12 protein-coding genes are annotated in these 12,502 nt (G+C 34.4%); 1 reads left to right on the plus strand and 11 read right to left on the minus strand.

All coding sequences use genetic code 11. From position 1 onward, the window contains the following. Positions 1–263 precede the first annotated feature (263 nt). From WMO18_RS07170 to trmL, 5 genes are all read right to left on the minus strand, one after another. On the minus strand, positions 264–998 hold the full coding sequence (locus WMO18_RS07170; protein ID WP_211148343.1) for an Ig-like domain-containing protein: 735 nt from the start codon (positions 996–998) through the stop codon (positions 264–266). A 151-nt stretch (positions 999–1,149) separates the two neighbouring features. Further along, positions 1,150–2,661, minus strand: a complete 1,512-nt coding sequence (gene gpmI / locus WMO18_RS07175; protein ID WP_211148344.1) for a 2,3-bisphosphoglycerate-independent phosphoglycerate mutase — start codon at positions 2,659–2,661, stop codon at positions 1,150–1,152. A 30-nt stretch (positions 2,662–2,691) separates the two neighbouring features. Then, positions 2,692–3,459, minus strand: a complete 768-nt coding sequence (gene tpiA / locus WMO18_RS07180) for a triose-phosphate isomerase (RefSeq protein WP_211148345.1) — start codon at positions 3,457–3,459, stop codon at positions 2,692–2,694. Between the two features lie 82 nt (positions 3,460–3,541). Further along, the gene (locus WMO18_RS07185) at positions 3,542–4,750 is read right to left on the minus strand and encodes a phosphoglycerate kinase (RefSeq protein WP_211148346.1); all 1,209 of its coding nucleotides are present in this window, start codon (positions 4,748–4,750) and stop codon (positions 3,542–3,544) included. A 201-nt stretch (positions 4,751–4,951) separates the two neighbouring features. Next, a complete protein-coding gene (trmL, locus tag WMO18_RS07190; RefSeq protein ID WP_211148347.1) occupies positions 4,952–5,452 on the minus strand; it encodes a tRNA (uridine(34)/cytosine(34)/5-carboxymethylaminomethyluridine(34)-2'-O)-methyltransferase TrmL in 501 nt (166 codons plus the stop codon). A gap of 123 nt (positions 5,453–5,575) precedes the next feature. Here trmL and WMO18_RS07195 point away from each other — a divergent pair, with 123 nt between their 5' ends. Next, on the plus strand, positions 5,576–5,758 hold the full coding sequence (locus tag WMO18_RS07195; RefSeq protein ID WP_022504883.1) for a hypothetical protein: 183 nt from the start codon (positions 5,576–5,578) through the stop codon (positions 5,756–5,758). 41 nt (positions 5,759–5,799) lie between these two features. Here WMO18_RS07195 and WMO18_RS07200 read toward each other — a convergent pair whose 3' ends face one another. From WMO18_RS07200 to WMO18_RS07225, 6 genes are all read right to left on the minus strand, one after another. Then, positions 5,800–7,098: an ABC transporter permease gene (locus tag WMO18_RS07200; protein WP_367286498.1), complete on the minus strand. Its 1,299-nt coding sequence runs from the start codon at positions 7,096–7,098 to the stop codon at positions 5,800–5,802. Next, on the minus strand, positions 7,095–7,520 hold the full coding sequence (locus WMO18_RS07205; RefSeq protein ID WP_211148548.1) for a hypothetical protein: 426 nt from the start codon (positions 7,518–7,520) through the stop codon (positions 7,095–7,097). Before WMO18_RS07205 ends, WMO18_RS07200 begins: the two co-directional genes overlap by 4 nt. Positions 7,521–7,522: 2 nt before the next feature. After that, positions 7,523–8,356 carry a carbohydrate ABC transporter permease gene (locus tag WMO18_RS07210; RefSeq protein WP_367286499.1) on the minus strand — a complete coding sequence of 278 codons (834 nt, stop codon included), beginning with the start codon at positions 8,354–8,356 and terminating at the stop codon, positions 7,523–7,525. A 7-nt stretch (positions 8,357–8,363) separates the two neighbouring features. Then, positions 8,364–9,215: a carbohydrate ABC transporter permease gene (locus WMO18_RS07215; RefSeq protein WP_211148546.1), complete on the minus strand. Its 852-nt coding sequence runs from the start codon at positions 9,213–9,215 to the stop codon at positions 8,364–8,366. Positions 9,216–9,223: 8 nt separating this feature from the next. Continuing rightward, a complete protein-coding gene (locus WMO18_RS07220; protein ID WP_367286500.1) occupies positions 9,224–10,804 on the minus strand; it encodes an extracellular solute-binding protein in 1,581 nt (526 codons plus the stop codon). 207 nt (positions 10,805–11,011) lie between these two features. After that, positions 11,012–12,436: a peptidoglycan DD-metalloendopeptidase family protein gene (locus WMO18_RS07225; protein ID WP_211147806.1), complete on the minus strand. Its 1,425-nt coding sequence runs from the start codon at positions 12,434–12,436 to the stop codon at positions 11,012–11,014. Between the last annotated feature and the right edge of the window lie 66 nt (positions 12,437–12,502).

Below are 12,502 nucleotides of genomic sequence, written 5' to 3' on the forward strand. Positions count from 1 at the left end.
ACTGAAGGAGGGAAAAACTATAAATTAGATGAATTAATCGGTTATTATCTAATTTATCTACATTACATAATCAACCCTACAAACCCAAATTTGTAGAACTGATTTATTTTAACCAACAGACAAAATTGAAAAAACAAATTTATTTTATAAAGAATAACTTATAATAATGTATAGTTACTAACATTTCTTTCACTATATGTGGAAAATTAAATAGGCATAAGAAAAGGCACTTCAAATGAAGTGCCTTAAAACTTAATATGTAATTATCTTACAACAACTTTGCATTTTGCAGTTTTTTTACTACCATCGGTAGTTTTGCAATATACATAGCTCATACCTTTTCTAACAGCTTTAACCTTGCCGTTAGAAATTTTTAGGACCTTTCTGTTAGAAACAGACCACTTAACTCTTTTGTTATCTGTTGTTGCCGGAGAAACAGTAGCCTTAAACTTATAAGTCTTGTTTCTCTTTAGTGCTAGTGTATTTCTGTTTAGCTTAACAGAAGAGGCTAATCTCTTAGTTACAGTAGAAATATTTAACTTACGGTACTGACTGTGAGCACCTGTTCTACCATAGTTAGTGCCATCAGTAGCATCAAGACAAATTAGGTTAAGAGAAGTTTTCATAGAACCTTTGCCTGTAATCTTAAACTTCATAGAAATAAGGTTAGTTGCTTTCTTGAAGTTCATAGGTTTCATAATACAAACTGCATTAAAACGAATTTGTCTTGTAAGGTTGTGGTTTTCTACGAAAGAACCTTTCTTCATTTCTGAACTGTATGAAACATTCATTAACTTTAGTCCACCGGTGTAGTCAACATGAGCTTGAATATCTTCCATTAATTTTGGTGCTTTAATTCTGTATGTAACAGTTACAATCTGTCCCTTGCTTACTGCTTTACCGTTAAGTGTAGTTGCCTTTGCACTTGCAGGGAAACCAACAATAAACATAGTTGAAAGGATGATAACTGTTAGCATTGATGAAATAAACTTTTTCAAATCTTTCACCTCCTTATTCTCAATTATAAATGTTTAAAAGGATTATTGCAATGTTGCTATTGACCAAATTTATATTTAGTTTTTGGTGATAATATATAAAAAAACACCCACCAAAATCGGTGGGTGTAGAAATATTGAAAATATGGGTTAATTATTCAATAATTGATGTACCTGTCATTTCTTCAGGCTGAGGTAGACCAAGAATTTTTAACATTGTTGGAGCAATGTCAGCTAGCTTGCCACCTTCACGAAGAGTACAAGGATAATTAACAACACAGAATGGAACCGGGTTTGTTGTATGAGCAGTAAATGGAGAACCATCTTCTTCATACATCTTATCAGCATTACCATGGTCAGCAGTGATAAGAGCCACACCGTCCATTTTCTTAATTGCGTCAACAACTTTACCTGCACAAGTATCAACTGCTTCTACTGCACTACAAGCAGCAGGGAAGATACCTGTATGACCAACCATATCACAGTTAGCAAAGTTAAGGATAATCATATCGTACTTGCCACTCTTGATAGCGTCACAGCACTTGTCACATACTTCATATGCTGACATTTCAGGCTGTAGGTCATAAGTTGCAACCTTTGGTGACTTAACAAGAATTCTGTCTTCATTTTCGTACTGCTTTTCAACACCACCGTTAAAGAAGAATGTTACATGAGCGTACTTTTCTGTTTCAGCAATTCTTAGTTGAGTCATACCGTTGTTAGCTACATATTCACCTAGTGTGTTTACAAGTGCCTCAGGTTTAAATGCAACTTCTACATTAGGCATTGTTGCATCATACTGAGTCATACATACAAATGTTAGTGGGAAGAAACCGTTCTTTCTTTCAAAACCGTCAAAGCTTTCATCAACAAGTGTTCTTGTGATTTCTCTTGCTCTGTCAGGTCTGAAGTTAAAGAATACAACAGAGTCATTAGCCTTGATTGTATCGCCACCTTCAATAACTGTAGGTAGTACGAATTCATCAGTAGTGTCTTTGTCGTAAGAAGCCTGTACTGCATTAGGAGCAGTATCAGCCTTTTCACCTTCGCCATATACCATTGCAGAATAAGCCTTTTCAACTCTATCCCAACGGTTATCTCTATCCATAGCGTAGTATCTACCCATAACAGTAGCAATTTTACCTACGCCAATCTTAGCCATTTCTTCTTCACATTCAACAACAAAGTCCTTAGCAGATGATGGTGGAACATCTCTACCGTCTAGGAATGCGTGAACATAAACCTTCTTAAGACCTGCCTTCTTAGCTAGTTCTAGTAGGCCGTATAGGTGAGTGTTGTGTGAGTGAACACCACCGTTAGATAGCAGACCCATTAGGTGTAGTGAAGAATCATTGTTCTTAGCATTTTCAATAGCCTTAGTTAGAGCTTCATTCTGGAAGAAGTCACCGTCTTCAATAGACTTAGTGATTCTTGTTAGTTCCTGATATACAACTCTACCGGCACCAATGTTTGTATGACCAACTTCTGAGTTACCCATCTGACCATCAGGAAGACCAACATCCATACCTGATGCACCGATTTTTGTAATAGGGTTTTCACCAAAGATTTTGCCTAGGTTTGGAGTCTTGGCAGAAACGATAGCGTTACCTGCGTCAAGAGAAATACCGAAACCGTCTAAAATCATTAGGATTAATGGTTTTTTCATAATAATCAATTCCTTATATTTAAATCAAAATTACTTAGATGCAGCAGCAACGATTGGCTGGAACTTTTCAGCAACTAGAGAAGCACCACCGATTAGACCACCGTCAACATCAGTCTTTGAAAGTAGTTCTTCACAGTTACCTGCGTTCATAGAACCACCGTACTGAATTGTAACTGCGTCAGCAACTTCCTGACCATATAGCTTAGCAAGTGTTGCACGGATGAAAGCACAAACTTCTTCAGCCTGATCAGCAGTAGCAGTCTTACCTGTACCGATAGCCCATACAGGTTCGTAAGCGATAACAGTCTTCTTAACATCTTCAGCAGAAACATCGAATAGGTCAAGCTTAATCTGTCTTGCGATAACTTCTTCAGTAATGTCACATTCTCTTTCCCATAGAAGTTCACCAACACATACGATTGGCTTTAGACCATGAGCTAGAGCGGCCTTTGTTCTCTTGTTAACAGTTTCATCTGTTTCGCCAAAGTACTGTCTTCTTTCGCTATGACCTAGAACAACATAAGGAACACCCATTTCAGCTAGCATCTTAGCTGAGATTTCGCCTGTGAAAGCACCACTTTCTTCCCAGTGACAGTTTTCTGCACCGATCTGAATATTTGTGCCTTCTGTAGCTTCTAGTGCAACTGTTAGGTCAACGAATGGTACACAAGCGATAACTTCACAGTCAGCATCTTTAACCATAGGAGCTAGTTCTGTTAGTAGAGCCTTAGCTTCTGATGGAGTTTTGTTCATTTTCCAGTTACCGGCAATAATTGCCTTTCTTTTACTCTTATCCATTATGAATAATTCCTTTCAAAATAAAATATTAAAAATATTTATGTAAGGGCAGACTGTTGTCTGCCCCCTTTATAATCTAAAATTATTTGTCAGCGATTACATCAATACCAGGTAGAACCTTGCCTTCTAGATATTCTAGAGAAGCACCACCACCTGTTGAGATGTGGCTCATCTTGTCAGCAAAACCTAGCTGAATTACAGCAGCAGCTGAGTCACCGCCACCGATGATTGTTGTAGCGTCTGTTTCTGCAAGAGCCTTAGCAACTGCGATTGTACCCTTTGCAAGAGTTGGGTTTTCGAATACGCCCATAGGACCGTTCCATACAACTGTCTTAGCAGACTTAACTGCTTCAGCAAATAGTTTCTGAGTTTCTGTACCGATGTCCAGACCTTCCTTATCAGCAGGAATTTCTGTAGCAGGAACAACCTTAACTTCGATTGGAGCATCAATTGGGTCAGGGAAACCGTCACCGATTGTTGTGTCAACAGGAAGAAGAAGTTTCTTACCTAGCTTTTCAGCCTTTTCCATCATTTCCTTACAGTAGTCAATCTTGCTATCGTCAACAAGAGAAAGACCAACTTCATAACCCTTAGCCTTTAGGAATGTGTAAGCCATACCACCACCGATGATAAGTGTGTCACACTTTTCTAGTAGGTTAGAGATAACATTTAGCTTATCAGCAACCTTTGCACCACCAAGGATAGCAACGAAAGGTCTTACTGGGTTTTCAACTGCGTTACCTAGGTAGTTGATTTCCTTCTGCATTAGGTAACCAACAGCAGTATCTTTAATGTGCTTTGTAACACCGGCAGTTGAGCAGTGAGCTCTGTGAGCTGAACCGAAAGCATCCATAACGAAACAATCAGCTAGTGAAGCTAGTTCTGTTGAGAATGGTTCTTCATTCTTTGTTTCTTCTTTTCTAAATCTTGTGTTCTGTAGTAGAACAACATCGCCGTCCTTCATATTTGCAACAGCGTTCTTTGCATTTTCGCCAACAACTTCGTCATCAGCAGCAAATACAACTTCCTTGCCTAGTAGTTCAGAAAGTCTAACTGCAACAGGTGCTAGAGAGAACTTTTCTTCAGGACCGTTCTTTGGCTTACCAAGGTGAGAGCAAAGGATAACCTTGCCACCGTCATTCATAATTTTTTTGATTGTTGGTAAAGCAGCTGTAATTCTGTTGTCGTTTGTGATAACGCCATCCTTTAGAGGTACGTTAAAGTCGCAACGGCAAAGAACCTTTTTGCCAGCGTAATTTACATCATCAACTGTAACTTTGTTTAAACCCATATTTAAACATCCTTTCAAATAAATTACTTATTAAAATCTGTTCCCAGATATAGTTAATTATATAACAATTTTGTAATGGTTTCAATAGATATAATGATTTTATCCCTACTTTTTTCAGAAATTTTTAGATATTTTTCAGTTATTTTGGGGATAATAAAATTATGCATAAATTTATGTAAAATAAAAGAAAATTATATGTTCTTATTCCCAGTGATGTCTGTGTAGCTGACCATGAGTGAGAAGTGCAGGGTAGTCCCATTGTCTCAGCACTTCATAGGCAGCAATAGCAACTGAGTTGCTAAGGTTTAGACTTCTTGCATCTTTAACCATAGGAATACGAACACAACTTTCTTTGTGTTCCATTAATAAATGTTCAGGCAGTCCTCTTGTTTCCTTGCCGAAAAGCAAGTAACAGTTGTCAGGATACTGAACTTCTGTATGTTTATACAGTGCTTTAGTGGTGTACATAAAGTATTTTGCACCTTTAGTTTTCTCTAAAAAATCATCAAGACTATCGTAGTAAGTTATATCCAGTAAATCCCAATAATCAAGACCGGCTCTCTTTACTGTTTTGTCTGTAATCTGAAAGCCAAGTGGTCGTACAAGATGTAACCTTGCACCTGTTGCAGCACAGGTACGAGCAATGTTGCCTGTATTTTGTGGAATTTCCGGTTCAACCAGTACAATATTCAGTGTTGCCAAAATAATCACCTCTATTCTTAATTATATACTAAATTGAAAAATAGTACAACATTCCTAAATTGGTTTTCATTCACTTTTATATAATTTTGTATTTAGGTAAAAATACTGATGGGAGGTGATTAAATGAATAACGGTGGAATGATGAAAGGTATTTGTGTTGGTTTAATGTCCGGTATTGCAGTAGGTATGATTGGTGAAAAGATGATGGACAATACCAAAATTAAAAAGCCTATGAAAAAGAAAATGAACAAGGCTATTCACGCAATGGAAGAAATGGTGGATACAGCATCATATATGTTTAAATAAAAAAATCCCACAACTATTTTTACTTAGTTGTGGGATAAATTTTAGTCTTTTCTAATGAAATAATCTTTCAAACATTTTGCAATAAATAATGCAGTAATAAAGAAGAGTATCTGTAAGAATGTAAAGCTACTGTCACTTATGAAAGCTACAATTAAAGAAATAATTGTGATTACAATAAATGATGCAGTGATAAGATACATAGTAACTTTACTTTCTTTTCCTACTTGATTAAATAGGTAGTAGGTAAAGAAGAACAGTAGTAGGATAATCGGCAAGAAAATCACACCTAAAACTAATGTACCGTTATATAGATTTAAGAAGTATGGATTGCCACCCATTAATGTTGAAGTTTCTGTCTGTATAGTAGAGGACAATGCATTTAACATATGTGAAATGCTAAATAAGTTTTCCTTATCAATATAGTTATATACAAGATGGAAATCTTTTAAAGCTATGTAGAACAGTACAAAAATGGCTAAAGGTAAAATTAAGAAAATTATTAACCTAAGTATTAGTGACGGTATGTTATTTCTTATGAATTTACATAAGTAATTTTCATTGTGTTTTTCTTTGATAAATCTATAGGTTGAACCTAGGTTATTAAGCCATAGTCTGATTAAATATACTGATGTGATAATAGTTAAGATTAATGAAATAATTGCAGTGAAATCATTTACGGCTAAATTCTTTTCATCAAAATTAACTCTCTGAAAATTATCAAAACCTAAGAAGTAGAATTGTCTTCTGGAGTCACTACCGTCAATACAGCTTACAGCAGTTAACTTTTCTTTTTCATAGTTATCTGTACTTGTGTAGTTAATGTAAACTCTCTCTTTATTGTCCTTAAAAAAGTCATTAACAGTACCTTTTTTGTCATCGTAAACACCTGTGATACGGTATCTTTCATCATTCATTATAAAGGTTTTACCTATCGGTGACTTGCCCTCAGCAATTTTTTTACCGAAGGTTTTGCTGACTACTGCAGTTTTGCTTTTTTCCTTTTCCATAACATTTGTGATACCCTCATCAGTATAAGAAATGTTATTGTACTTTAGATAGTTGTGATTGATTAGCACCGGTGTAATTTTTGTATTATTTACACTAGTTGTACTAAGCTCACTGCAAAATGAAGTATCCTTAAAATCTTCATACTTTTTTACTAGTTTTTCATAGTCCTTAATAGTAGCCTTGCTTTTGCCCTTTGATGCTACATTTTGAATACTGATAACTGTGTTTTTGTTTTGGCTTTTATAGTTGTTGATTACATATGTAAATGTTGAGATTGATGTAATAAGCAGTAAAGCAACAACTATGAAAGATATAATTCTTTTCTTTATCATAATACATCTGCCTTTACTAAAACTTGTTCGCCTACTTTTAGGTCTTTGTCACTGTCTATAATTGCTAAAAAGCCGGTATCTTCTCTAGTTATTTCGGTATATAAACCGTTTTGGTTAAGTATGTCAATTTGTTTTTTTGCTACAATGTAGTTGCCATCTGTGTTTTTGATAACATAATAAACTTCACCATTGTGTATTGATGAAGTTGGTATTAATGTATTACCACCTTGTGGGTCGTAGTAGGTATCGTCGTCATCATCAATTAAGTATCCTGTATTGGTTGTTGCTACTGTAACAGTAGGGTAAAGTAAAGCATCTATCTTAGTTGATAGATAAGTTAACCCACCGATTACCAGAAAGAAAATTATTGCAAAAGCCACAATACCTTTTTGAAATTTTACACGCATATTTTTCTTTTCCATAGTTATATCCTCGAAAATGAACTTCTAACATCTTTTTCACCTAAGAAGTAGATGATTAAAGCCGGTATCATAAACATTACACCACAAGCAAAAATAATATTTACATCAGCAGTATCAACAGAAAGTGAAACTGATAGTGGGTACTTTGCTTTGTCTGTAAAGTAAATTAACGGTTGTTCAACAACACCCCATGTATCTACAAATGTCAGTAGTGCAAGGGATACTAGACCACCTCGTATTTGAGGCAGAATAATCTGGAAGAATATTCTAAAATATGATGCACCGTCAACTCTTGCAGCCTCTATTGATGAGTCGGAAATATATCTTACACTTTGTCTTAGTAAGCAAATTCCAAATGCTGAGAATGTACCCGGAAGAATAATGCTCATAACATTGTTAAGTAAATCTAACTTTTGATACATAAAGTAGCTAGGCACAAGTGTTACCTGAATAGGTAAGATAAGGAATATCATATATACAAAGAATAGCTTATCTCTACCGGGAAATTTTAGCTTACCGAAAGCAAAGGCAGCTAGGGAAGATACAATTAACTGACCTACAACTGTAGGTACTGTAATTAATACAGAGTTCCAAAATTCCTTTAAGTAGTCACCGTTTCTAAAGAACACCTTGTAGAATTGTTCAAGTGAAAAATGTTCCGGTATCAGTTTAAAGGATGCATACTGACCGGTTGTAAAGTCAAGCATAGAGGAAACCTCTTTACTTGACATAAATGAGCTTATAACCATAAACACAACCGGCATTAAGAAAATAAGTGTCAGCACAATTAGCAACAAATATTTTAACGATTTTTTTATTGTAAATTTCTTTTTCATTTTATCCTCATTCTAAATAATCTGACTTTCTCTCATACATAAAGAATGCTAACATAATACCAATGAAAATAATTGACATTACAATGGCTGATGAAGATAGCTGAGAGTAGTTAAAGTTGTTGTAGTTGTTGTTTATAAAGTTCTGTAGAAAGTAAACATTCTCATTTGGGTATGTACCAAACAGTGAGAATGACTCTCTGAACATTCTAAATGAATTGATAACTGCCATTAAGAATACAAAGAATGTTGTTGGAGTGATAAGTGGTAAAGTGATTTTTACTGTTGTTCTAAAGCTACTTGCACCCTCAAGATAAGCACTTTCGTGAACTGACTTCGGTAGATTGGCAAGTCCTGCAGTAAAGAGTATTACACAGAAACCACAGTTTTTCCATATGTAAATCAGGATAATCATTACCATAGAAAATCCACTGCTAAAGAAATGAACTGTATCAAAACCAAGTGAATTAAGAATATTGTTGATTACACCATAATCGTTAAATAACATTTGCCAAATATAAATTAGGGATGCTGCCGGAATTACAATGGGCATTAAATATGCACTTCTAAAGAAAGAAGTTATTTTCTCAAAACTATTTAAAAATTGAGCAATCAAGAAAGAAATAATCATCAGTAACGGAATTGCTACAACTGTAAAAATCATAGTATTCTTTAGTGCATACAGAAATGATTTGTTCTTAAAAATTGCTATGTAGTTGTCCAGTCCTGCAAAATGCCCACCTGACATTAAGCTGTTGTATATACACATTATGTATGGAACTGCATAAAAAACTGTAATACCTATTAATGATGGCAACAAAAATAAATATGCCCATACCGTTTGTTTTTTCTCAAATTTCATAGTACACCTTATTCATATAAATAAATTTTTGTTTTACTGTTTAGGTTTGCAATAAAATTGTCAATAGAGATTTTGTCCTGCAAATAATCATCAACTAATGAGCCGATTACCTTGTCGTTGTAGTAACCGTCTCTGATTTCATAGGTGTTGATACTGTTAATGTAGGATGCGTATTTATCCATAAAACTATCTTGTTCCTTAATTTTATCAAAATCGGCACCACCATAAGAAAAACTACTTAAGGAATTATTTAGTGCATCTTTGTTAACGGTAATGTTGTATGTATCACCATAAGTTGAGTCAAAGGTAATGAATCTTTGCATTCTTTCACCTAAAGAGTATTTGATAAATTCAAAGGCTTTTTCTTTTTTTTTACTATTATTGTTTATCATAAAGCCACAACTAATAGTAGCTCTTGATTGATTTTCCTTTTCTGTAATACCGCTGATAAATGTTGATTGGATTGAGCTATTTACCATATCAGTAAAGGATGATTCTTCTTTGCCATATACAAAATCGTAAAATAACTTTTCATTTTCCTTTTGACTTTTGTCATGGTCATAACCATAGGCTGAGTAATATTCTTCGGCATACTTTTCTAACTGTTCATCAGAAATTTTGTCATAAGAAAATGTATCGGTACCTAAACCTGACATATGAGTTAAGCTAAAGTTATATGGTGTATAGATACCTGTTTCTTTATCGGTAGTACCCTTAGAAAGTAAACATTCACTTTTGCTTAGGTCTTTAGTAGTTTTAGTATCTGCAATAGATTTCTTTACTAACTTTTTAAGAGACTCTATAGTGCTTTTAAATTTTTTAGTTTCAAAATCAGTTGTATAGTCCGTTTTGTTAATGTTGTCATTAATGTACTGCAAGATAATTTCTTTTGAACTGGAATAGCTATCTGTTAAGCTAAGGTTATTGCTATTGTTAGCAAATTTCTTTAGCTTGTTGTTAATATTGCTATAGGTTAGCCTTGTGTTGGTAGCAAGGTCATAGTCCTTAAATAAAGCTGAGTTTGAGATATAAATATCGGGTTCAATCAGCATAGGCATCATATACCTTTTGCCTTTGAAAACACCTGTATCCATAAGTGTATTGTCATAATCATCAAGGTTGATTTTTCTTTCACTTTTATCATTTTTTAAAAGTGTATTCATATCAGCAAAAGCACCTTGATTAATCAGTTTTGAAATAGGTAGTTCATTGTCCAATATAATAATATCAGGGCCACCACCTGCCATTATTTCTGTTGACATTTGTTGTATCATTCTATCTCGTGACGAGAAAGAAACAACCTTTACACTGTATTCACCCATTTTGTTTAAGGAACAGTAGTTGTTATACATATGTACCATATCAAGTAGGGGATAGTAGAATTTAGTGTCTTGGTCATAATGTAAATCTTTATTGTCCGGGTCAACATAAGTGTAGATTGTAACTCTGTCACTACTGTTTAGTTCTTCTTGGTTTAGGTTTGTGCCTTTGGTGATGTATTCATCACTGTTTGAACAGGCAACTGTTGTAAACAAAGTACAAACTAAAAGTACAGACAAAATCATTTTTGAAAAAATTCTTCTTTTCATAATAATATTACCTTTCACATAATTACGATAATTATATCACTAAATATGGATAAATTGTGTATAATTATTAATAAAATTCGAACAAAATGCAATTTTGTGAGATATTATGAAAACTGTTAATTGCTTTTGTGCAAAAGAACGAAATAAAAAAGCCACCCTGTTTTACCAGAGTGACTTTTTTAGATATATAGAGTTTTTTACTTGTTATCAATATGAAACATAGTTTAGTGGGTTCTGTCTGTCTGAGCGTTCATCACCTGTTCTAACTTCAAAGTGTAGGTGATTACCTGTTGACTGACCTGTTGAACCGATAGCTGCAATTGTCTGTCCTTGTGTTACCTTTTGACCTTGGCTAACACTTACTGAAGAACAGTGACCGTATAGTGTTTTGTAACCATCACCATGATTAATAATAACATAGTTTCCATAACCACTATCGTCGTAACCTGCCCATTCAACTGTACCTGACTTTGAGGCAACAACTGTTGCACCATAGCAGTCACCGTCAGCTATATCAAGACCTGTGTGGAACTCTCCACCTTCTCTGTAGCCGTAGCTTGATGAGATTGAATGTACTGATGGAGCAGGCCACATAAAGCCCTTGTTGCTTACATTTGCTTTTTTCTTTCCGTTACCCTTTACAATAACTTGGTCGCTTGATTTCTTTACAGTTTTTACATTCATAATTGCTGCATCAATCTGTACACCATCTAGGAAAGAAACCTTGTATGTTGTTTCTTGCTTACCGGTAACACCTTTTTTGATTACCTTTTTGTAAGAAGAATCTTTGCTTTTGTCATATTTAACTTTTGTTGAATATGGTAGATTTTCTGTTACTACTTGGTCAGCCTTAACAAGAACTTGTAGTAGTTCTTTCTTTTCAGCTTTCTTAATTAATGAGTCTGTGTCCTCAACTGAGTTGCTGTTGAAAATACCACTTTCAACTTTCACTTCATTGTAGAAGTTGATTTCTGTATTATCCTTATATTTTTTCTTAGCTTTGTTAATTATTTCATCAAGCTTATTCTGTAGTTCTGTTGCTGAAGAACAAACACCGATTAGCTCATCATTTACATAAAGACCTGCTACATCATCAGTAACGTTTGTGTCTGTTTCTACCATTGCATTTGAAACCGTCTGTGCATTGTTAGAAGCTTCATTCTGATTTACAACACCAATTTGATATACAGGTGTGAAAGAAGCATCTGTGTCTTTATTTAGTTTATCATTTGTAATTTCTTTTGCGTGTTGGATTACACCTGAGTCTGAAACTGAAGCAACTGTCTGTCCGTCAAGTTGAACATTTAGACCAAAGTCAATCCAGTTTGTCCAGTAGCCAACTGTTAGTACAAGTAAGATGATTGCTAAAGTAGGGGCTACTCTGTTATACATAAATTTCTTTCTTGAAAAACTCTTTCTTTTGTTTTTCTTAGAAGGTGTAATAAATTTTACTATTCCTGAAAAGAATGTTGCCGGAACAACTACTATGTAGTAAAGCATAGATAGAATATTGTCCATTCTTTTTGTTTTCTTCTCACTTGTCTTTACTGCAAGTTGCTTACGAACTTTTTTACTACCTTTTATTCGCTCAATTTTTTCATATCCGTTTACGCTAATAAACTTTGTACTCAAATAAAAAACTCCTCATTTGTAACGATTTTGTAACAAACAACAGTATTAATTATAACAAACTGTTAC

The organism is Ruminococcoides intestinihominis (assembly GCF_040096285.1).
Lineage (GTDB): Bacteria > Bacillota > Clostridia > Oscillospirales > Acutalibacteraceae > Ruminococcoides > Ruminococcoides intestinihominis.